A 20,124-nucleotide genomic window follows, 5' to 3' on the forward strand; every position below is an offset into this window, starting at 1 on the left:
GTCTTCCGGCCCGGCTTTTTTGTTCTTCCGTCGGGCGGCGGAACCGGCGGTAGGCTTCCCGGTCGAACGCCCGTCCGCCGCGATTGCGTAGAATGCGGCGCCATCGACCTCACTTTTTTCTGTCTGGACACCATGACCAAGGCCTTGTTAGTCGAAGACGATCCGAAACTGTCGCGCCTGATCGCGCAGTTCCTGGAGCAGCACGGGTTCAATGTGGCCCAGGCCTACCGCGGCGATCACGCGGTGGAGGCTTTCCGCAGGCATGACCCGGCCATCACCATCCTGGACCTGATGCTGCCCGGCCGTGACGGCCTGCAGGTCTGCCGCGACCTGCGCGCGTTCTCGTCGGCGCCCATCCTGATGCTGACTGCCCGCGAAGACGACCTGGACCAGATCCTGGGCCTGGAATCGGGCGCGGACGACTACGTCATCAAGCCCGTGGAACCCCGCGTGCTGCTGGCGCGGATCCGGGCGCTGCTGCGGCGGCACAGCCAGCTGGACGAGCCGCCGGAGCGCCTGGAGTTCGGTCCCCTGGTCATAGACCGGCGCACGCGCGCCGTGGTCCATGCCGGCTCTGAAGTGGACCTGACCACGATGGAGTTCGAAATGCTGTGGGCGCTGGCCAGCCAGGCCGGCCAGGTGCTGACCCGCGACGACCTGCTCAATGCGGTGCGCGGCATCGAATTCAACGGGCTGGACCGCAGCGTCGATGTCTGCGTCAGCAAGCTGCGGCGCAAGCTGGACGACGATCCGCGCGACCCCGCGCGCATCAAGACCGTGTGGGGCAAGGGCTATCTGTTCTCGCCCAAGGCACACGAGGGCGGTGATGCTTAAGTTTGTCCTGCGGCTGTTCGTGGTGTTGGCGATAGGCTTCGTCATTTCCAACGAAGTGGTGGACCGGTCGGCCAATTACTTCTTCGAACCCGTCAGCGATGCTTACACGCGCGAAGCGGTGCGGGGCCAGATCCACAGCCTGGTGCAGGAACTGGGCGGCGTGCCGCCCGCCGAGCGCGAGGCGCACGTGCGCGACGCGCTGGCGCCGCATTACGGCCTGGCGCTAAAGGTGGTCGACGCCGACAGCTACGGGGCTACCGAAGACGAGCGCGCCATGGTGGAGTCCGGCAGCTTCTTCGTGCGCGACAAGCAGCAGACCTTCGTGGCGGCGATTCCGGGCCCGGGCAAGCAATGGCTCGAGGTCAAACTGCCGCCCGAACCGTCCATCGGCCCCTGGCTGATGGCGGCGGTGTATTCCGCCCTGGGCCTGCTGCTGTGCGCCTTCATGCTGGTGTGGGCCTTGCCCATCTGGCGCGACCTGGAGGCCCTGAAGACCGCAGCCCTGCGCATGGGGCAGGGCGATCTGCAGGCGCGCGCGCGCCTCTCGCGCCATTCCAGCATCCGCAACCTGGGCGATACCTTCAACCAGATGTCCGACCGCATCAGCGCCCTGGTAGGCAACCAGCGCGACCTGACCAACGCCGTGTCGCACGAACTGCGCACGCCGATTGCGCGCCTGTCGTTCGAGCTGGACATGATGGACCGGGAGGAGGACCCGGCCGCCCGCAAGCGGCTGGTCGAGGAAATGAAGAGCGACGTGGCCGAACTGGATGCCATGGCTTCCGAGTTGCTGATGTACGCCCGCCTGGAGCACAAGGGCGACGGCGTGGCGCTGCAGGCGCAGGATGCGCGCGGCTGGCTGGATTCGGTGGTGCAGCATGCCGCATTCGAGGCCGGGGTCTCGGGCGTGCGTTGCGAGGTGGCGCTGTGCCAGGTACCCGAGGTACACCTGCACCAGCGCTACATGACGCGCGCCTTGCTCAACCTGCTGCAGAACGCCATCCGGCATGCCGGCCGGCAGGTCCAGGTCAGCCTGATCAGTCCTGGCGCGCGCGAGTACGTGCTGATCGTGGACGACGACGGCCCAGGCATCCCGCCGGCGGACCGCGAGCGAGTTTTCGAGCCTTTCATCCGCCTGGACGAAAGCCGCGACCGCGGCACGGGCGGGGTGGGGCTGGGCCTGGCCATCGTCAGTCGGGTGGCACGCTGGCACAACGGCACGGTGCAGGCCAGCGACAGCCCCCTGGGCGGCGCGCGGTTCGTGATCAACTGGAAGACCGCCTGACGGCGCGGCGCGGCACACGTAAACAAACTTCACAAACCGCCGCCGCAATCTTCACAAACTCCATACAAAGCGGGAAAGATCGCGAATACGCGCGTGGCTAGCATGACGGCAGTTCTCTACAGAGGTCTTGCCGCTAGCCATGTTTTCCCTCAGCCGCCTGGTTGCCGTAGGTATGTTGCTGGTCGCCGCGGGCGGTTGCCAGGGCGTGCCTCCCGACACGCCGCCGCCGATCGCGCAGGGCGACTACCAGGCGGTCGTCGGCTATCTGGCCCAGCGCATCCCCTATGACATGGATGCGTCCGGCGTGCCGGGCCTGTCGATCGCCATCGTCGACGACCAGCGCGTGGTGTGGAGCACCGGCTTCGGCTACGCGGATCCGCTGCGCCACCGCAGCGCCACCAGCGACACGCTGTACCGCGTAGGAAGCATTACCAAGATCGTCACCGCGGCGGGCGTGCTGCGCGCCGCCGATGACGGACGCCTGGCGCTGGACCAGCCGGCCTCGCAGGCGCTGCCCGATTGGGACATCCAGCCGCGCCGTGGCGCCATGCAATGGCTGGGCACGCATCCCTTCACCGCCCGCAACCTGCTGGCCGTGCACCCGGGATCGCTGGAAGACACCATGGGACGCGCGCGTGCCGACATGGCTTACGCCTTGCTGGGGGACATGGTCGCGCACGTGGCCAGCGAGCCCTTCGACGCCTATGTGCGCCGCACGATCATGCAGCCCTTGAACATGCCGCGAGCCGGCTTTCATCCCAGCTCCCGCATGCTCGATCTGCGCGCCTCGGGCTACCGCCGCGGCGCGCCCTGGACCGAGGCGCCGCAGCCGAATGAGGCCGCGGACGGCCTGTGGCTCAGCACCTCCGAGATGGCGCGCTTCTCCAGCATGCTTTTCGCCGACGGCCTCTACCAGGGCCGCCGAGTGCTGAATGCCGAGTCGGCCCGCGCCGTGCTCGACATGGAAACGGTGGAGGGCGGCCTGGCGCTGGAATGCCGCCTGGCGCTGTCGTGGCTGGCGGCGCCCTGTGGCGAGGACATCGCCGGCGCGCCTTTGCGCCAGCACAGCGGCGCCACCGAAGCCTTTCATTCGCGCTTTGTGCTGGCGCCGCGCGACAAGCTTGCCGTGCTCGTCATGAGCAATTCCGACACCAGCGAACCGCTGGTCGCCGCGGTGTCGACGATGGCAATGGCGCTGATGCGCCAGGCCAAGCAGGGCGCTGTCACTCAATAGATCGGGCCGTCCTCGGCTCTACGGTTTTACCCCCTCAACCTCGTTTCTTGGAAGCTGTTATGAAGCGAAAAATCCGTTCTTCCCTGTTTACGCGCGGCGCCGGCGCCGCGTGCCTGCTGGCATTAGTTCCGGGACTATCCCTGGCCGATGACGCTGCGACCAGTTCCGTCTACGGCCAGCGCGGGGCCAGTTCGCGCGGGTTGACGGTAGCGACCGGAGAGGGGCCGGCCGAAGAATGGCTGTTCTACGGCACGCTGGGCGCCGGTTACGCGCCGCGCTATAGCGGCAGCGACGAATATTCCGCCGTGCCCATCATCGGCCTGGGCGTGCGCAGCCCGGGCGGCTTCTTCCTCGGCACCGACCATGGCCTGGGCTGGGAAACGCAGGCGCTGGACAGCACCTTCCGCTTCTATCTTGCGCCCAGCGCCTCGCGCAAGGACCACAAGAAAGGGTTCCAGGGGTCGGACAAGCTGCGCGGCATGGGCGACATCGAAAGCCGCGCGCAGATCGGCATGGACGCTGAAACGACGCTGGGCCCGGTGACCCTGTCGGCGACGGTGGCGCACGCGTTCAAGAAGGGCGACAACCGCGATGTGGGCAGCGCCTACACCATGTTCAATCTGGGTGCCAGCACCACGGTGTACGAGGGCAGCGCGGGAGCGATTTCGCTGGCGCTGTCCGGCACCTTCGGCGACGGCAATTACATGCGCACCTGGTACGGCGTGAGCGGCAACCAGTCGGCGAAGTCCGGCTATCGCAAGTACACGCCCAAGGGCGGCCTAGAGAGCGTGGGCCTGGGCGCGACCTGGACGGTGCCGCTGAGCAAGTCCTGGTCTTGGACCACGGCGGCGGAAGCGCGGCGCCTGTTTGGCGACGCCGCGGACAGCCCCATCGTGAAGGACCGCGCGCAGTACACCATAGGCACCATGATGACGTACTCGTACTGATCGGGGGAGAACCCGTTTCCGACTGGAAACGGGCGGGGCGGATCCGGACGGGCAGCGCCGCCGGTTCCGCCTGTGAATGTGTTTACAGGCCTTGCACGCGGCGGCCGGTGTCGGCTTCGAACCAGTGCAGCGGATGGCGGCCGTCCGGGCCCAGGTTGACGCGGTCGCCTACCTTGGCCGACGACTCGGACAACTGGCGCGTAGTGCAGCGCACGACCAGCATGGACTTGCCGCAGCGGCTGTGGACCAGTTGCTCGGAGCCCAGCGTTTCGACCATCTCGACTTCGGCCGGCACGCCCTGGGTGTTCAGCAGCATGTGCTCGGGGCGCATGCCCATGATGACCTTGCGGCCGCGCACCTGCGAGGGCACTTGCAGTGGAGAGATTTCCAGCGCGGTGCCGTCCAGCGTCTGCACCGTGCCGTCGCCGGCCACGTTTACTTCCATCAGGTTCATCGGCGGCGAGCCGATGAAGCCGGCGACGAAGGTGGATGCGGGCTTTTCGAACACTTCCATCGGCGTGCCGATCTGCTCGGGCACGCCCTGGTACATGACGATCATGCGGTGGGCCAAGGTCATGGCCTCGACCTGGTCGTGGGTCACGTACAGGCTGGTGGTGCCCAGGCGGCGGTGCAGCTTCATGATTTCCAGGCGCATCGCCACGCGCAGCTTGGCGTCCAGGTTCGACAGCGGTTCGTCGAACAGGAACACCTTGGGTTCGCGCACGATGGCGCGGCCCATGGCCACGCGCTGGCGCTGGCCGCCGGACAGCGCGCGCGGGCGGCGGTCCAGCAGGTGGCTCAGTTCCAGGATCTGCGCGGCCACGTCCACGCGCTTCTTGATCTCGTCCTTGGAGAACTTGCGGATCTTCAAGCCGTAGGCCATGTTCTCGAACACGGTCATGTGCGGGTAGAGCGCGTAGTTCTGGAACACCATCGCGATGTCGCGCTCGGCGGGTTCCAGGTTGTTGACGACCTTGTCGTCGATGACGATGTCGCCGCTGGTGACGGTTTCCAGGCCGGCGACCATGCGCATCAGCGTGGACTTGCCGCAGCCCGACGGGCCGACGATGACGATGAATTCACCGTCCTTGACGTCCATGTCGATGCCATGGATGACCGGCACGTTGCCGGCGTAGGTTTTCTTGACGTTGCGAAAGCTGAGAGTAGCCATGAGTTATTCGTGTTCGGAGTCGTGTTCGGGTGGGCGAGCGTGGGTAAGCGTCACTTTTCAGTGTCGACCAGACCCTTGACGAACCATTTCTGCATCAGGATGACGACCAGCGCCGGCGGGATCATCGCGAGCATGGCGGTGGCCATGGTGATGTTCCATTCGGTCACGCTGTCGCCGCCGCTGATCATCCGCTTGATGCCGATGACGACGGGGTACATGTCTTCCTGCGTAGTCACCAGCAGCGGCCACAGGTACTGGTTCCAGCCGTAGATGAACTGGATCACGAACAGCGCGGCGATGCTGGTCTTGGACAGGGGCAGCAGCACGTCGCGGAAGAATCGCACCGGGCCCGCGCCGTCGATGCGCGCGGCCTCGATCAGCTCGTCCGGCACCGTCAGGAAAAACTGGCGGAACAGGAAGGTGGCGGTCGCCGAGGCGATCAGCGGCAGGGTCAGGCCGGCATAGCTGTTGAGCAGGCCGAGATCGGCCACGACCTTGTAGGTGGGCGCGATGCGGACTTCAACCGGCAGCATCAGGGTGACGAAGATCATCCAGAAGAAGAACATGCGGCCGGGGAAGCGGAAGTACACCACTGCGAAGGCCGACAGCAACGAGATGGCGATCTTGCCGATGGAAATCGCCAGCGCCATGATCAGGCTGACGTACATCATGCGGCCCACGGGCGCGCCCGAGGAACCGCCGGACGAGCCGCCGAACAGCGCCTGCATGTAGTTGTCGACGAAATGCTTGCCGGGGATGAGGGACATCGGCGCGGAAGCCACTTCTTGCGCGGTCTGGGTGGACGCGACGAAAGTGACGTAGAGCGGAAATGCCACCATCGCCACGCCGCAGAGCAGAATGACGTGGGCCAGAATATCCAGCCAGGGACGGCGTTCAACCATTGTTTATAGCCTCGGACAAAATCAATACTGCACTTTGCGGTCGACGTAGCGGAACTGCACGACCGTCAAGGCAATCACAATGAACATCAGCACCACCGACTGGGCCGCGGACGAACCGAGGTCCAGGCCGCGGAAGCCGTCGCTGTACACCTTGTAGACCAGGATCGAGGTCGACGTGCCCGGACCGCCCTGCGTGGTCGTGTCCACCACGGCGAAGGTGTCAAAGAAGGCATAGATGATGTTGACCACCAGCAGGAAGAACGTGGTGGGCGAGAGCAGCGGGAACACGATGCTCCAGAAGCGGCGCGACGGGCTGGCGCCGTCGATCGCGGCGGCTTCGATGAGCGAGCGCGGAATCGATTGCAGGCCGGCCAGGAAGAACAGGAAGTTGTACGAAACCTGCTTCCACACGGCGGCGATCAGCACCAGGGTCATGGCCTGGTTGCCGTTCAGACGCGGGTTCCAGTTGACGCCGGAGTGGTTCAGCGCCACGGCCAGGATGCCGACCGAAGGCGAAAACAGGAACAGCCACAGCACGCCAACGACGGCGGGCGCCACGGCGTATGGCCAGATCAGCAGGGTCTTGTAGAGGCCGGCGCCGCGGATGACGCGATCTGCCATGACGGCCAGCAGCAAGGACACGCTCAGCCCGACAACCGCCACCAGGATCGAGAACACGGCGGTGACGCGGAAGGAATCCAGGTAGGCCTGTTGCGAGAACAGTTCCATGAAGTTGTCCAGTCCGACGAACTCGGAGGACAGTCCGAAAGCATCTTCCAGCCGCAGCGATTGCCACATGGCCTGGCCGGCAGGCAGGAAGAAGAAGACCACGGTAATGATGATCTGCGGCAGGAGCAGCAGATAGGGCAAGGTCTTGTGCCCGAATACAACGCGTTTTTCCATAGGGGGAACCCAAGGTACAGAAAAGCGGCGGTTGGAGTAACCGCCGCCTGAAACCGCCTTCGTAAAATACGAGAGGCTTAAAGCCCTGAAAATGCCGGGCCTTAAGCCTTGTACTGCGTGCTGCCGAAGCGCCCAAGTCCTTGTTACGGCATGGAAAATACCGATTGACAGGACTTGGTCGGTATTTCAGAAGGGCGTTACTTTACACTCTTCTCGAACTTTTCCAGCAGTTCGTTGCCGCGCTTGACGATGCTTTCGGCGCCGTCCTTGGCGCTGACCTTGCCGGAGACGATGCGCTCGATTTCAGCGTCTTCGATTTCACGGATCTGCGGCAGGAAGCCCAGGCGCAGGCCGCGCGATTGCGCGGTGGTTTCGACGTTCAGCTGCTTGACGCCGACTTCGGTGCCCGGGTTCTTGTCGTAGAAGCCGTCCTTCTTGGTCAGCTCGTAGGCGGCCTTGGTGACAGGCACGTAGCCGGTCTGCTGGTGCCAGCGGGCGGCGATTTCCGGGCTGGCCAGGAACTTGAAGAACGCGGTCACGCCCTTGTAGGTTTCCGGCTTCTTGTTGGCGAAGACCCACAGCGAAGCGCCGCCGATGATGGTGTTCTGCGGCGCGCCTTGCACGTCGGCGTAGTAGGGCAGGGTCGAGGTGCCGAATTCGAACTTGGCGTTCTTGGCGATGTTGGCGCGCAGGCCGGACGAACCGGTGATCATGGCGCACTTGCCGCTGATGAACAGCGAGTTCGGCTCGTCGCCGCGGCCGCCGTACATGAAGATGCCTTCCTTGCCCAGCTTGGCCAGGTTGTCCAGGTGGCGCACGTGCAGCGGGGTATTGATGGCGATGCGCGCATCCAGGCCGCCGAAACCATTGTCCTTGGTGGCGTAGGGCACGTTATGCCAGGCCGAGAACGTTTCCAGCTGGACCCACGACGGCCAGGATGTGGTGTAGCCGCATTCCTGGCCGGCTGCCTTCAGCTTCTGGCCGGCGGCGGCCAGTTCTTCCCAGGTCTTGGGCGGCTTGTCGGCGTCCAGGCCGGCCTTCTTGAAGGCGTCCTTGTTGTAGTAGAACACCACGGTCGAGCTGTTGAAGGGCATCGACACCAGCTTGCCGTCGGCCGACGAGTAGTAGCCGGCCACGGCGCCAATGAATTCCTTGGGGTCGATCGGGTTACCGACTTCCTCGGACATCTGCTGCACCGGCTTGATGGCGCCCTTGGCGTACATCATGGTGGCGGTGCCGACTTCGAACACCTGGAGGATGTCGGGAGCGTTGCCGGCGCGGAACGCGGCGATGCCTGCGTTCATGGATTCACCGTAGTTGCCCTTGTAGACTGCCTTGACTTGGTAGTCGGGGTTCTTTTTGTTGAATTCGTCGACCAGGCCGTTCACGCGGTCGCCCAGGGCGCCTTCCATCGAGTGCCAGAATTGGATCTCGGTGGCGGCATGCGCGGAGGCGCCTGCGAAAGCCGTCATGATGGCGGCAAAGGTTAGTGCAATACGGTGGGATCGCATAGAGAGGTTCCTCCAGTTGGGCGTGACGCGGCCGGGTTGTCCGGACGCGGAAAACACGACACCTTATGAATTGTTTGTGACAAAACCGTGACTTTCACATCACTCTAAACGCCTGTCAAATTGCGCGTTTCAGGCGCGAACGAACATTTTTCTTTTTTTTCCCAACGAGAACTCCCGTTTACAATCGTCTCCTATGAAAAACGAACTTTCGATTGCGTTCATCGGTGGCGGCAATATGGCTGCCGCCCTGGCCTCCGGCCTGGCCGGCAAAGTATGCGCCGCTGGCAACATCCATGTCATTGACATAAACCAGGATGCGCACGCCGCCTGGCAGGCCCGCGGCATGACTACCGCGACGGCCGCCGGCGAGGCCCTGGCGGCATGCCGCGTGTGGGTGTTCGCAGTCAAGCCACAGAACATGAAAGACGTTGTGGCTTCCACGCGTCAATGGCTGCGCGAAGACACTTTGGTGGTAAGCGTGGCGGCCGGCATCCGCGCCGACACGCTGGCCGGCTGGCTGGGCACGCCCGAAGCGCCGTTCAAGCGCCTGGTGCGCTGCATGCCGAATACGCCGGCCCTGGTGGGCGCGGGCATCACCGGCCTGGCGGCGCTGGACGGAGTGGACGCGGCCGACCGCGATCTGGCGGCGCAGCTGTTGTCCAGCGTGGGCGAAGTCGTCTGGGTCGCGGATGACGCCGCGCTCGACGGCGTGACGGCCCTGTCCGGCAGCGGCCCGGCCTATGTCTTCCTGTTCCTGGAAGCGCTGGTCGCGGGCGGCCAGAAGGTCGGCCTGACGGCCGAGCAGGCCAAGCAGCTGGCGCTGGGCACGCTGGCCGGCGCCACGCGCCTGGCGGCCGAATCCTCCGAGCCGCTTGCCACGCTGCGCGAACGCGTCACTTCCAAGGGCGGCACTACGGCTGCGGCGCTCAATGCCTTCGGCGCGGCGGGCTTTGCCGGCATCGTCGAAGAGGCCATGGCCGCTGCCGCGCAACGCTCGCGCGAGCTGGCGGAGGAATTCGGGAAATGACGGCCACGGACGGCAGCGCTGCTGCGCGGCGCTACGCTCTCATGAGCCGGCCGCAGTTCGCCATCGCCGTGCTGTGCATGCTGGTGGTGGTGGTCGGCTCGAACATCCTGGTCCAGGTGCCGCTGAATGATTGGCTGACCTGGGGCGGGCTGTCCTATCCGGTGGCTTTCCTGGTGACCGACGTGCTGAACCGCCGCTTCGGTCCGGCGGCCGCGCGCCGGGTGGTCTGGTTCGGCTTCGCCGCCGCCTTGGTGGTGTCGGTATGGGTGGCGTCGCCGCGCATCGCGCTGGCCTCGGGGCTGGCCTATATCTGCGCCCAGTTGGTCGACATCCAGGTGTTCGACCGCTTGCGCGACCAGCGCTGGTGGCGCGCGCCGCTGGTATCGGGCGTGCTGGGCGCCATCCTGGATACCGCCGTGTTCTTCAGTGTCGCCTTTGCCGCCACCGGCGCGCCGTGGATGACCTGGATGATGGGCGACCTGGCCATCAAGCTGGCGGTCAATATCAGCATGCTGGCGCCGTTCCGCGCGCTGATGTGGAATCTGGCCAAGCCGGCCAATGCTTAAGTAAGAGGCTGGGGCGGGCAGGCATTTTGGCCCGCTTACGCGCTTCAATGCAGTGAATTACTACGCGCGTTAATTATTATTCGTAAGGCTCGCGTAAGCACTGTATTTAAATGCGTCTTTAAACGGCGTATTAATCTGCGCGAATATATATCCTCAAGCACAAATTCTTGCCCCGCGCCAGATATTAAATAAGGCTCGGTCGCCGATTCTCCAGCGATTTCATGGGCTTGCCGCCGCTATCCGTCACGATTAAAGGCGCCGACCAAAATATTGGGGATTACACGCAGTGACAGTATGGCGGCTTGCTTCCAGAATACCGCCCACACCGTGTTTTTGCCCAAGAAGCCGGCGACGGGCGACGAGGATTAACGGATTACCCAACCGATAAACCGCGTCGGACAGAGCCGCTCAAAACCTCGCTGGAGAACTCCGCATGAAGTTTCTGAATCGCCTTACCCCGGTAGCCATGGCGCTTGGGGCACTTGCCTTGGCTGGCGCCGCGCACGCCGCCGACACGATCAAGATCGGCATTCCCCAGCCCATGACCGGCCCCAATACGCAATACGGCGACCAGATCCAGGCCGGCGCATTGACCGCGATCGAGACCATCAACGCCAAGGGCGGCGTCAAGGGCAAGAAGCTCGAACCCATCCTCATCGACGACGGCTGCGAACCCAAGCAGGCCGTGCCGGCCGCCAACCGCGTGGTCAACTCCGGCGCCAAGTTCGCCGTGGCCCATGCCTGCTCGGGCGTGACCGTGGCTGCCGTGAAGGTCTACGAGGAAGAGGGCATCGTCGGCATCACCCCGGGCGCGACCTCGCCGCTGGTCACCGACACGATCAAGCCGCACTTCTTCTTCCGCACCATCGGCCGCGACGACCAGCAAGGCCCGTACGCCGCCAGCTACATCGCCAAGACCTTGAAGCCCAAGAAGGTCGCCGTGCTGCACGACAAGCAGACCTACGGTTCGGGCGTGGCCACCCAGGTCAAGGATTCCCTGGCCAAGGAAGGCGTGAACGTCGCCATGTTCGAAGGCATCAACGTCGGCGACAGCGATTACTCGGCCATCATCACCAAGCTCAAGTCGGCTGGCGTGGACCTGGTGTACTTCGGCGGCTACCACCCGGAACTGGGCCTGTTGCTGCGCCAGTCGCGTGAACAGGGCCTGAAGGTCCAGTTCATGGGTCCGGAAGGCACCGCCAACCAGGATCTGGTGGCGATCGCCGGTCCGGCCATCGACGGCCTGCTGGTCACGCTGCCCGCCGACTTCACCAAGCTGCCCGGCAACGAAAGCATCGTGAAGGCCTTCAAGGACGCCAAGCGCGATCCGGACGGCGCGTTCCAGATGCCGGCGTACGCCGCTGTGCAAATCCTGGCCGACAGCATCAACGCGGTGGGCGAAGACCCCGCCAAGGTGGCCGACTACATGCACAAGACCACCTTCAACACCGGCATCGGCAAGGTCGAGTACGACGCCAAGGGCGATCTGAAGAACTTCGAATTCGCCGTCTATAAATGGGATAAGGACGGCAAGAAGACCCAGCTGTAAACTCGCGATCCGCCGGCACGTCGCCGGCGTGTAGGGCCTGTCGTCCTCGTTCTGCCGTAATCCGCGTAGCGATGCGCCAAAAGCGCTGTGCGGCCGGCAGGCGCAGATGTCAGGCCCTTATAAAATACGCCCAGGTTTCCGGCTCCGGGTCTTACCACCGGGGCCGGAACCATTTGGAGCAAGAGAAATAATGTCTGACCTCATACCCCAACTTACCCAGCAATTCTTCAACGGATTGTCTCTGGGCGCGATCTATGCGTTGATTGCCATCGGCTACACAATGGTCTACGGCATCATCGGTATGATCAACTTCGCTCACGGCGAAATCTATATGATCGGCGCCTATGTCGGCCTGGTCACCTTGACGGCCATCGGCACCAATAGTGGTTTGCCGATACCGTTCATCATCGCGGCCATGCTGGTTGTGGCCATCGTCGTTACCGGCATCTACGGGTTCAGCGTCGAACGCGTCGCTTACCGGCCCGTGCGCGGCAGCCCCCGTCTGGTGGCGCTGATTTCCGCCATCGGCATGTCGATCTTCCTGCAGAACTGGGTGGCCCTGGGCCAGGGCGCGCGCGACATGGCGGTGCCATCGCTGGTGTCGGGCGCCGTGCAGTTCCACATGGGATCCGACTTCGACGTGACGGTGCCGTATTCGCGCATCATGATCATCGTGGTCACGGTGCTGCTGATGATCGGGCTGACGCTGTTCATCAAGTATTCCCGCATGGGCCGCGCCTCGCGCGCCTGCTCGCAGGACATGCACATGGCGAACCTGCTGGGCATCGACACCAACCGCGTGATCTCGTTCACCTTCGTGATGGGCGCGATCCTGGCGGCGGTGGGCGGCGTGCTGATCGCCATCACCATCGGCAAGCTCAACCCCTTCATCGGCTTCCTGGCCGGCATCAAGGCCTTTACCGCGGCAGTGCTGGGCGGCATCGGCAGCATCCCCGGCGCCATGCTGGGCGGCGTGCTGCTGGGGCTGGCCGAGACCTTCGCGGCCGCCTACATCTCCTCGCAGTACAAGGACATCGTGGCGTTCTCGCTGCTGATCCTGATCCTGCTGTTCCGTCCCACCGGGCTGTTGGGCAAACCTGAGGTGGAAAAAGTCTGATGTCGAACAACAATCTGAAAAACGCCACGATGGCGGCCGTGTTGACGGCCGTCATCGTTACCCCCGTCTTCGGCCTGCAGCTGATCCGCCAGGGCGCGCGCACCACGATGGAGTCGAACTGGTCGCTGGTGGCGATTGCCGCCGCGGTGGTGTTCTTCTTCCAACTGCTGCGCCCCTGGATCGCCAAGCCGTTCCAGAAGCTGAAGACCAGCATGCCCACGTTGCCGGCCGCGCCGGCCAGTACCCACAAGCCGCTTGCGCTGCTGCTGTTGGCGATCGCGGTGATCTGGCCGTTCTTCGCCGGGCGCAGCTCGGTGGACATCGCCACGCTGGTGCTGATCTACGTGATGCTGGGCCTGGGCCTGAACATCGTGGTGGGTTTCGCTGGCCTGCTGGACCTGGGCTTCGTGGGCTTCTACGCGGTCGGCGCCTATACCTACGCCTTGCTGTACCACTGGGGCGGCTGGAGCTTCTGGGAAGCGCTGCCGTTTGCGGGCGCCATGTCGGCGCTGTTCGGCTTCATCCTGGGCTTTCCGGTATTGCGGCTGCGCGGCGACTACCTGGCGATCGTGACGCTGGGCTTCGGTGAAATGATCCGCCTGTTGCTGATCAACCTGAATACGTTGACGGGCGGCCCGGATGGCATTTCGGGCATTCCCAAGCCGACGGTGTTCGGCATGGAAATGACGCGCCGCGCCAGCACCGAAGGCGGCACCACGTTCCATGAATTCATGGGCTGGACCTTCCAGAACCAGCACATGGTGGTCTATCTGTACCTGATGGCGCTGCTGCTGGCGCTGGCCACGCTGTTCGTGTCGACCCGGCTGATCCGCATGCCGGTCGGGCGCGCATGGGAAGCGCTGCGCGAAGACGAGATCGCTTGCCGTTCGCTGGGCTTGAACCCCACGCGCATCAAGCTGTCCGCGTTCACGCTGGGCGCCATGTTCGCCGGTTTTGGCGGCGCGTTCTTCGCAGCGCGCCAGGGCATGGTGAACCCGGAGTCCTTCACCTTCATCGAATCTGCGTTGATCCTGGCCATCGTGGTGCTGGGCGGCATGGGCTCGCAGGTGGGCGTGATCCTGGCGGCCGTGCTGCTGACGGTGTTGCCGGAAGTCGCGCGCGAATTCGCCGAGTACCGCATGCTGATGTTCGGCCTGGTGATGGTATTGATGATGATGTGGCGTCCGCAGGGGTTGTTGCCCATGAAGCGTCCCCATGTGGAGTTGGCTAAATGAGCGAGGCATTGCTGAAAGTTTCCGGACTCACCATGCGGTTCGGCGGCCTGCTGGCCGTCGACAGCGTGGCGTTCGAAGTCAAATCCGACGAGGTGTTCGCCATCATCGGCCCCAACGGGGCCGGCAAGACCACCGTGTTCAACTGCGTGGGCGGCTTCTATGCGCCGACGGCGGGCGACATCACCATGGACGGCAAGGCCATCACCGGCCTGCCCAGCCATAAGGTCGCGCGCCACGGGCTGGTGCGCACGTTCCAGAACGTGCGCCTGTTCAAGCAGCTGACCGTGCTGGAAAACCTGCTGGTGGCGCAGCATACCCAGGTGGAATCTCGGCTCTTGCCGGGCCTGCTCAAGCTCAAGTCCTATCGCCAGTCCGAGACCGATGCGCTGGCGCGCGCGGCGCAATGGCTGGATTTCATGGGCTTGCGCGAGTTCGCCAACCGCGAGGCGGGCAACCTGGCCTACGGCCACCAGCGCCGCCTGGAGATCGCGCGCTGCATGATCACCAAGCCGCGACTCCTGATGCTGGACGAACCGGCGGCGGGCCTGAATCCTCAGGAAAAACGCGATCTGCAGTCGCTGATCGACCAGCTGCGGCGCGAGTTCGGCGTCGCGGTGCTGCTGATCGAGCACGACATGAGCCTGATCATGGGCATCTCGGACCGCATCCTGGTCATGGAGCACGGCAAGCCCATCACTACCGGCACCCCCGAGCAGGTGCGCAACGACGAGCGCGTCATCAAAGCGTACCTGGGGGAGGAATAATGCTTAAGCTGGACAACATTCATACCTACTACGGCGCCATCCAGGCGCTGAACGGGGTGTCGGTAGAAGTCAACAAGGGCGAGATCGTTACGCTGATCGGCGCCAACGGCGCGGGCAAGACCACGCTGTTGATGACGGTCTGCGGCAACCCCCGCGCCAAGGAAGGCACGATCACGTTCGAGGGCGAGGACATCACCCACAAGGACACGCACCACATCATGCGCAGTGGCATCGCCATTTCGCCGGAAGGGCGGCGGGTCTTCAAGGACCTGACCGTGGCCGAGAACCTGATGATGGGCGGCTTCTTCGCCAAGCGCGAGGAGATCCAGGCAGGCATCGACCACGTGTACGGACTGTTCCCGCGCCTGAAAGAGCGCGCCAGCCAGCGCGCCGGCCTGATGTCGGGCGGTGAACAGCAGATGCTGGCCATCGGCCGCGCGCTGATGACGCGGCCGCGCCTGTTGCTGCTGGACGAACCGACGCTGGGCCTGGCCCCGCTGGTGATCGCCCAGATCTTCGACATCATCCGCGAGATCCGCGAACAGGGCGTGACGGTGTTCCTGGTCGAACAGAACGCCAACAAGGCGTTGGGCGTGGCCGACCGCGGCTACGTGCTGGAAAACGGGCGCGTGGTGCTGCAGGACACCGGCGCCAACCTGCTGGTCAACGACCAGGTGCGCAAGGCGTATCTGGGCGGTTGATGGCAATTCCCCGCGAAGGGAAATTCGGGCGCATCGCAAGATGCGCTTTTTTTTCGTTTCCCCGCGGACGGGCTGCGGCGGCTCAAGCGGCCGCCAGTTCCTCGGCCTGGTAGTGCGCGATCGCCGCCCGAGCCAGCGCGTCGATCGAATCCGTCAGCGTTACGCCGAGGCTGGGGCGCAGCGCGTGCGGCACCGCCAGCGGCAGTTCGGTGCAGCCCAGCACCACGGCATCCGCGCCGCGCGCCTTGAGGCGGGCGATGCATTCGGCGGCCGGGGCGTAGGCGTCTTCCAGGCGATTGGCCTTGACCGCGCGGATCGAACCCATGCAGTAGCGCTCGACTTCATCGTCGTCCGGCACGATGCATTGGTAGCCTTGCGCTTCCAGATGCTGCTGGTAGAGGCCCAGCTTCAAGGTGGCGGCGGTGCCCATCAGGCCGATGCGGCCGGCGGGCAGGCCCAGGCGGCGCAGGTCGTCGATGACGGCCTGGATGATGTGCAGCACCGGCACGCCGGTGGACGCGGCGATCTGGTCGTACCAGAGGTGGGCCGTGTTGCAGGGAATCGCGATGAGCCGCGCGCCGGCGTCCTGCAGGAAGCGCACGCCTTCCTGCATGTAGGGCAGGGGATTCTCGCCGCCGGCCATGTAGGCGCTGGAGCGGTCGGGGATGCGGGGGTCGTTGCGCAGCAGTGTGGGAATGTGCTGCTGGTCGATCGCGGCGGGCGTAAGTGCCGCCAGGCGCAGGGCAAAGGCCGCGCCGGCCATGGGGCCCATGCCGCCCAATACACCCAGGTAACAACCCTGGGAATAGTTGTTCACGTTATTCACTCCGAGCTAATGCCGTCCCGGGCGTCAGAACCTGGCCCGGGCGTTCGGCGCCGGTTCGTTCCCCGTCCCAGACCTGCTTGCCGTTGACCCAAACTGCCTGGATGCCTTGGCTTGCCTGAATGGGAGCTGAAAAAGTGGCCACATCTGTCACGGTGGCGGGATCGAACAGCACCAGGTCAGCATGATACCCCTCCCGCAGCAGCCCGCGCTCTGCGATGCCGTATTGGTCCGCGGCGAGGCCGGTCATCTTGTGGATGGCGGTCTCCAGCGTCAGCAGGCCTTGTTCGCGCACCATGGCGCGCAGCACGTGGGTGAAAGTGCCCCATTGGCGCGGATGCGGATGCGGGTCGAACGGCAGGCCGTCGGAACCCACCATGGTCAGCGGATGCGAGAAGATGCGGCCGACGTCGGCCGGGTCCATCAGGAAGTAGATGGCGCCGGCGGGCGCCAGGCGGGCGATGGCGGCTTCGTCGTCCAGGCCCAGTTCAGCCATGACGTCGCTGAAGTCGCGGCCGGTGGCCTCGGGGTAGCCCTTGGACCAGGTGATCATGGTGCGGCTGGCCAGCCGCGCCCGGTCCAGCCGCAGCATCGTGGAGGTGGCGGGGTAGGGATGGCAGTCCAGGCACACAGCCTGGGTGGCGGCGGCGTGGCTGATCAGGTCCAGGGTTTCGCGGCTGCGGCCGTGGTTGCGTTCGCCGGCCAGCTTGTGGTGCGAGAACACCACGCGGCAATCGAGTTCGCGGCCGATCAGCAGCGCTTCTTCCATGGCCGGGACGATGTGGTCCGCCTCGTCGCGCAGATGGGTGGCGTACACGCCGGGACGGCCGCGCAGCGGCGCGCAGACGTCGATGATTTCGTCGGTGGGCGCGGCGCTGGCCGGCGGGTAGAAGGTGCCGGTGGAAACGCCGAAGGCGCCCGCGTCCAGCGCTTCTTGCAGCAATTCGCGCATGGCGGCGCGCTCCCCAGCATCGGCGGCGCGCGAGGTGTCCGCCATGACGGCCACGCGCAGCGTAGTGTGGCCGACCAGGGGCGCGACGTTGACGGCGGCGGGCGTGGCGCGCAGCGCGTCCATCCACGCGCGGAAGGTGCCGAAACGGAACAGCTCGGGCGGGCCCAGCAGATCCAGTGGTTGCGGGATCGCGGCGCCGGTCAGCGGCGCCAGGCTGATGCCGCAATTGCCGGTGACCACGGTGGTGATGCCCTGCGAGACCTTGGGCAGCATGTCCGGGTGCGCCAGCAGGTAGCCGTCGTCGTGGGTGTGGGAATCGATGAAGCCCGGCGCCAGCGTCATGCCGCTGGCGTCGATGACGGGGACGCCGGCGGGATGGGCGAACTCGCCCAGCGCCGCGATGCGTCCGTCCAGCACCGCCAGGTCGCCCTGGCGGGCGGGTCCGCCGCTGCCGTCGATGAGCGTGGCGCCTGCCACGATGAAGTCTGCTTGCAGCATGCGCGTGCTCATGTTCAATCGAGTTTCTCGATGCCGGCGCCGTCGATGATCTGTTGCCACTTGGCAGTTTCGCGGTCGATCAGCTGCTTGAAGTCGGCGGGCGAGCCGCTGGCCGGTTCGGCGCCCAGCGTGGCCAGGCCGGTGCGTACGTCAGGCGCCTGCAGCGCCTTCTGGATGGCGACGTTCAGGGTGGCGACCACTTCCGGCGGCGTGCCCTTGGGCGCGACCACGCCGCCCCAGGCGACGGTCTCATAGCCCTTCAGGCCGGCTTCGTCCAGGGTGGGCACGTCGGGCATCAGCGCGAGGCGCTTCAGGCTGCTTACGCCGATGGCGCGGACCTTGCCGCTCTTGACCAGCGGGGTCGCTTCCGAGGTGTTGACGAACAGGTAGTCGAGGCGTCCGCCCAGCAAGTCCTGGATGGCGGCGGGGCCGCCGTTGTAAGGGATGAACATGACGTTGATCTTGGCCATGCTCTTGAACAGTTCGCCGCCCATGTGGCCGGTGGTGCCCACGCCCGAGGCGCCGTAGGACAGGCGGCCGGGTTCCTTGCGGGCGCGGTCGATCAAGTCCTGCACACTCTTGACCGGGGAGTCGGCCGGTACGATCAGCGCGTTGTACAGGTCGAACAGATGCGCCACGGGAGTCAGGTCCGCGTCCACGTCATACGGCAGGCGCTTGAACAGTGAGCGGTTCACGGCCAGCGTGTTGATGTTGCCGTAGCCGACCGTGTAGCCGTCGGGCGCGGCGCGCTTGACCAGGGCGATGCCGATATTGCCGGCGGCGCCGGGGCGGTTTTCGACCACCACGGTGGCGCCGGTGTCGCGCGCCAGCTGGGTCGTGATCAGGCGCGACAGCACGTCGGGCGAGCCGCCCGCGGCGGACGGCACCACGAAGGTGATGGGCTTGTCGGGATAGGCGCCGGCGGTGGCAGTGGCGGTCAGGACGGCGCCGAGCGCCAGCGCGGAAAGGCCGCGGATGACTTTGCTGTGCATGGTGGATTTCCCCTGGTTTTCTAGTGTTGAGGCGGGCAGGTTACACCCCGGGACGGCGCTCGCCCTCATCGAAAAATGTCGAAAACCTATAATCGGGCGTTATCGGTTTGGGGCTGATTTGCCAGGGGAAAAAATGGATGAGCATGCCTACGCGGACGAGGTCGGACCCACTGCCGGTCGGCCTTTGAACCTGCGCCAGATCGAGGTGTTCCGGGCCATCATGATGGCCGGATCGATCAGCGGCGCGGGGCGCATGCTGCATGTGTCGCAGCCCGCGGTAAGCCGCGTGCTGGCGCTGACCGAGAGCCGGCTGGGCTACAAGCTGTTCGAGCGCGTGAAGAGCCGGCTGTCGCCCACGGCCGAGGCGCGCCGGCTGTACGCGGAAGTCGAGCAGGTCTATGGCGGCATCCAACGCGTGAACGATCTGGCGGCCAGCCTTGGCCAATCGGGCGCGGGCATGCTGAAAATCGTCGCCAGCGCCAGTTTCGGCCAGCGCCTGATACCGATGGCGCTGGACCGTTTCCGCGGCCGCAACGCCGACGCGCGGGTCGATTACCGCAGCGTGACCTTCGATGAACTGGCGGCGTATTTCCTGTCGGGCCAGGCGGACATCGGCGTTTCCATGCAACCGCCCGATCATCCCAATCTGCGATCCGTGCGCCTGGCGCAGGTTCCGATCCTGTGCGCGCTGCCTGCCGGCCATCCGCTGGCGGCGCGCGAAGTCGTACAGCCGGAGGATTTCTCCACGGCGGCCTGGATCGGCTATCCGCGCGACACGCCGCTGGCGCGGGCGCTCAAGCCTTTCTTCGGCGAGGGGCCGGCTTGCGCCGCGGCGGTGGAGGTGCATTCGCCCGTGACTGCCTGTTCGTTCGTGCAGCAGGGCTTGGGGCCGGCGCTGGTCGACGCCTGGTGTGTGACGCCGGACCAGGCCGCGCATATGGTGTTGCGGCCGATATCGCCGCAGGCCAGCGTGGACATCTGGGCCACGCATTCGAATCTGAGCGCGCCGCCCTTGCTGGCGCGGCGCTTTCTGGCGGCGGTGAAGAAGACGCTGGAAGAGGGCGCGCCGCCCGATCTGGCAGAAGCGTCAGACGCTTCCCGCTGAGGGCTTGC

Annotated in this window: 19 protein-coding genes; 12 read left to right on the forward strand and 7 right to left on the reverse strand. The window is 65.2% G+C overall.

The window, feature by feature from the left end; all coding sequences use genetic code 11:
* Positions 1 to 132: 132 nt before the first annotated feature.
* From AC6LKD_RS14575 to AC6LKD_RS14590, 4 genes are all read left to right on the forward strand, one after another.
* Positions 133 to 834: a response regulator gene (locus AC6LKD_RS14575; RefSeq protein WP_013393959.1), complete on the forward strand. Its 702-nt coding sequence runs from the start codon at positions 133 to 135 to the stop codon at positions 832 to 834.
* On the forward strand, positions 827 to 2,119 hold the full coding sequence (locus AC6LKD_RS14580; protein WP_498116610.1) for an ATP-binding protein: 1,293 nt from the start codon (positions 827 to 829) through the stop codon (positions 2,117 to 2,119). The genes AC6LKD_RS14575 and AC6LKD_RS14580 overlap by 8 nt, the downstream gene beginning before the upstream one ends.
* 139 nt (positions 2,120 to 2,258) lie before the next feature.
* The gene (locus tag AC6LKD_RS14585; protein ID WP_492275223.1) at positions 2,259 to 3,353 is read left to right on the forward strand and encodes a serine hydrolase domain-containing protein; all 1,095 of its coding nucleotides are present in this window, start codon (positions 2,259 to 2,261) and stop codon (positions 3,351 to 3,353) included.
* A gap of 59 nt (positions 3,354 to 3,412) precedes the next feature.
* Positions 3,413 to 4,300, forward strand: coding sequence for a MipA/OmpV family protein (locus tag AC6LKD_RS14590; RefSeq protein ID WP_207465068.1), 888 nt, complete (start codon positions 3,413 to 3,415; stop codon positions 4,298 to 4,300).
* Positions 4,301 to 4,382: 82 nt separating this feature from the next.
* Here AC6LKD_RS14590 and AC6LKD_RS14595 read toward each other — a convergent pair whose 3' ends face one another.
* The 4 genes from AC6LKD_RS14595 to ugpB all read right to left on the reverse strand — a co-directional run bounded on the left by AC6LKD_RS14595 (position 4,383) and on the right by ugpB (position 8,787).
* Positions 4,383 to 5,471, reverse strand: coding sequence for a sn-glycerol-3-phosphate import ATP-binding protein UgpC (locus AC6LKD_RS14595; protein WP_013393955.1), 1,089 nt, complete (start codon positions 5,469 to 5,471; stop codon positions 4,383 to 4,385).
* Between the two features lie 50 nt (positions 5,472 to 5,521).
* Positions 5,522 to 6,373, reverse strand: coding sequence for a sn-glycerol-3-phosphate ABC transporter permease UgpE (gene ugpE / locus AC6LKD_RS14600; protein ID WP_013393954.1), 852 nt, complete (start codon positions 6,371 to 6,373; stop codon positions 5,522 to 5,524).
* A 21-nt stretch (positions 6,374 to 6,394) separates the two neighbouring features.
* Positions 6,395 to 7,276, reverse strand: a complete 882-nt coding sequence (gene ugpA, locus AC6LKD_RS14605; RefSeq protein ID WP_492275222.1) for a sn-glycerol-3-phosphate ABC transporter permease UgpA — start codon at positions 7,274 to 7,276, stop codon at positions 6,395 to 6,397.
* A gap of 197 nt (positions 7,277 to 7,473) precedes the next feature.
* Positions 7,474 to 8,787 carry a sn-glycerol-3-phosphate ABC transporter substrate-binding protein UgpB gene (ugpB, locus tag AC6LKD_RS14610; protein ID WP_013393952.1) on the reverse strand — a complete coding sequence of 438 codons (1,314 nt, stop codon included), beginning with the start codon at positions 8,785 to 8,787 and terminating at the stop codon, positions 7,474 to 7,476.
* 193 nt (positions 8,788 to 8,980) lie between these two features.
* Here ugpB and proC point away from each other — a divergent pair, with 193 nt between their 5' ends.
* From proC to AC6LKD_RS14645, 7 genes are all read left to right on the forward strand, one after another.
* Positions 8,981 to 9,814: a pyrroline-5-carboxylate reductase gene (gene proC, locus AC6LKD_RS14615; RefSeq protein ID WP_498116611.1), complete on the forward strand. Its 834-nt coding sequence runs from the start codon at positions 8,981 to 8,983 to the stop codon at positions 9,812 to 9,814.
* Positions 9,811 to 10,380 carry a queuosine precursor transporter gene (locus AC6LKD_RS14620; protein ID WP_013393950.1) on the forward strand — a complete coding sequence of 190 codons (570 nt, stop codon included), beginning with the start codon at positions 9,811 to 9,813 and terminating at the stop codon, positions 10,378 to 10,380. The genes proC and AC6LKD_RS14620 overlap by 4 nt, the downstream gene beginning before the upstream one ends.
* 433 nt (positions 10,381 to 10,813) lie before the next feature.
* Positions 10,814 to 11,929 carry a high-affinity branched-chain amino acid ABC transporter substrate-binding protein gene (locus tag AC6LKD_RS14625; RefSeq protein WP_013393949.1) on the forward strand — a complete coding sequence of 372 codons (1,116 nt, stop codon included), beginning with the start codon at positions 10,814 to 10,816 and terminating at the stop codon, positions 11,927 to 11,929.
* 190 nt (positions 11,930 to 12,119) lie between these two features.
* Positions 12,120 to 13,046 (forward strand): high-affinity branched-chain amino acid ABC transporter permease LivH, encoded by a 927-nt coding sequence (livH, locus tag AC6LKD_RS14630; protein WP_013393948.1) that lies wholly within the window; start codon positions 12,120 to 12,122, stop codon positions 13,044 to 13,046.
* A complete protein-coding gene (locus AC6LKD_RS14635; RefSeq protein WP_013393947.1) occupies positions 13,046 to 14,281 on the forward strand; it encodes a high-affinity branched-chain amino acid ABC transporter permease LivM in 1,236 nt (411 codons plus the stop codon). The genes livH and AC6LKD_RS14635 overlap by 1 nt, the downstream gene beginning before the upstream one ends.
* Positions 14,278 to 15,045 carry a high-affinity branched-chain amino acid ABC transporter ATP-binding protein LivG gene (gene livG / locus AC6LKD_RS14640; protein ID WP_013393946.1) on the forward strand — a complete coding sequence of 256 codons (768 nt, stop codon included), beginning with the start codon at positions 14,278 to 14,280 and terminating at the stop codon, positions 15,043 to 15,045. The genes AC6LKD_RS14635 and livG overlap by 4 nt, the downstream gene beginning before the upstream one ends.
* On the forward strand, positions 15,045 to 15,746 hold the full coding sequence (locus AC6LKD_RS14645) for an ABC transporter ATP-binding protein (RefSeq protein ID WP_498116612.1): 702 nt from the start codon (positions 15,045 to 15,047) through the stop codon (positions 15,744 to 15,746). Before livG ends, AC6LKD_RS14645 begins: the two co-directional genes overlap by 1 nt.
* An 82-nt stretch (positions 15,747 to 15,828) precedes the next feature.
* Here the strand turns inward: AC6LKD_RS14645 and cuyB are convergent, their stop codons facing one another.
* Genes cuyB through AC6LKD_RS14660 form a run of 3 tightly spaced genes read right to left on the reverse strand, consistent with a single transcriptional unit; the run spans position 15,829 to position 19,011 of the window.
* On the reverse strand, positions 15,829 to 16,563 hold the full coding sequence (gene cuyB, locus AC6LKD_RS14650) for a cysteate racemase (RefSeq protein WP_498116613.1): 735 nt from the start codon (positions 16,561 to 16,563) through the stop codon (positions 15,829 to 15,831).
* A 1-nt stretch (position 16,564) separates the two neighbouring features.
* The gene (locus tag AC6LKD_RS14655) at positions 16,565 to 18,031 is read right to left on the reverse strand and encodes an N-acyl-D-amino-acid deacylase family protein (RefSeq protein WP_498116614.1); all 1,467 of its coding nucleotides are present in this window, start codon (positions 18,029 to 18,031) and stop codon (positions 16,565 to 16,567) included.
* Positions 18,032 to 18,033: 2 nt separating this feature from the next.
* The gene (locus AC6LKD_RS14660) at positions 18,034 to 19,011 is read right to left on the reverse strand and encodes a Bug family tripartite tricarboxylate transporter substrate binding protein (protein ID WP_498116615.1); all 978 of its coding nucleotides are present in this window, start codon (positions 19,009 to 19,011) and stop codon (positions 18,034 to 18,036) included.
* 133 nt (positions 19,012 to 19,144) lie between these two features.
* Here AC6LKD_RS14660 and AC6LKD_RS14665 point away from each other — a divergent pair, with 133 nt between their 5' ends.
* Positions 19,145 to 20,116 carry a LysR family transcriptional regulator gene (locus AC6LKD_RS14665; protein ID WP_013393941.1) on the forward strand — a complete coding sequence of 324 codons (972 nt, stop codon included), beginning with the start codon at positions 19,145 to 19,147 and terminating at the stop codon, positions 20,114 to 20,116.
* Positions 20,117 to 20,124: the final 8 nt, after the last annotated feature.

The organism is Achromobacter sp. D7-1, assembly GCF_059760445.1.

Bases quoted from the DNA above. Each gene is read 5' to 3' on its own strand.
- AC6LKD_RS14575 (WP_013393959.1), top strand. From the start codon at position 133: ATGACCAAGGCCTTGTTAGTCGAAGACGATCCGAAACTGTCGCGCCTG.
- AC6LKD_RS14580 (WP_498116610.1), top strand. From the start codon at position 827: ATGCTTAAGTTTGTCCTGCGGCTGTTCGTGGTGTTGGCGATAGGCTTC.
- AC6LKD_RS14585 (WP_492275223.1), top strand. From the start codon at position 2,259: ATGTTTTCCCTCAGCCGCCTGGTTGCCGTAGGTATGTTGCTGGTCGCC.
- AC6LKD_RS14590 (WP_207465068.1), top strand. From the start codon at position 3,413: ATGAAGCGAAAAATCCGTTCTTCCCTGTTTACGCGCGGCGCCGGCGCC.
- AC6LKD_RS14595 (WP_013393955.1), bottom strand. From the start codon at position 5,471: ATGGCTACTCTCAGCTTTCGCAACGTCAAGAAAACCTACGCCGGCAAC.
- ugpE (WP_013393954.1), bottom strand. From the start codon at position 6,373: ATGGTTGAACGCCGTCCCTGGCTGGATATTCTGGCCCACGTCATTCTG.
- ugpA (WP_492275222.1), bottom strand. From the start codon at position 7,276: ATGGAAAAACGCGTTGTATTCGGGCACAAGACCTTGCCCTATCTGCTG.
- ugpB (WP_013393952.1), bottom strand. From the start codon at position 8,787: ATGCGATCCCACCGTATTGCACTAACCTTTGCCGCCATCATGACGGCT.
- proC (WP_498116611.1), top strand. From the start codon at position 8,981: ATGAAAAACGAACTTTCGATTGCGTTCATCGGTGGCGGCAATATGGCT.
- AC6LKD_RS14620 (WP_013393950.1), top strand. From the start codon at position 9,811: ATGACGGCCACGGACGGCAGCGCTGCTGCGCGGCGCTACGCTCTCATG.
- AC6LKD_RS14625 (WP_013393949.1), top strand. From the start codon at position 10,814: ATGAAGTTTCTGAATCGCCTTACCCCGGTAGCCATGGCGCTTGGGGCA.
- livH (WP_013393948.1), top strand. From the start codon at position 12,120: ATGTCTGACCTCATACCCCAACTTACCCAGCAATTCTTCAACGGATTG.
- AC6LKD_RS14635 (WP_013393947.1), top strand. From the start codon at position 13,046: ATGTCGAACAACAATCTGAAAAACGCCACGATGGCGGCCGTGTTGACG.
- livG (WP_013393946.1), top strand. From the start codon at position 14,278: ATGAGCGAGGCATTGCTGAAAGTTTCCGGACTCACCATGCGGTTCGGC.
- AC6LKD_RS14645 (WP_498116612.1), top strand. From the start codon at position 15,045: ATGCTTAAGCTGGACAACATTCATACCTACTACGGCGCCATCCAGGCG.
- AC6LKD_RS14655 (WP_498116614.1), bottom strand. From the start codon at position 18,031: ATGAGCACGCGCATGCTGCAAGCAGACTTCATCGTGGCAGGCGCCACG.
- AC6LKD_RS14660 (WP_498116615.1), bottom strand. From the start codon at position 19,011: ATGCACAGCAAAGTCATCCGCGGCCTTTCCGCGCTGGCGCTCGGCGCC.
- AC6LKD_RS14665 (WP_013393941.1), top strand. From the start codon at position 19,145: ATGGATGAGCATGCCTACGCGGACGAGGTCGGACCCACTGCCGGTCGG.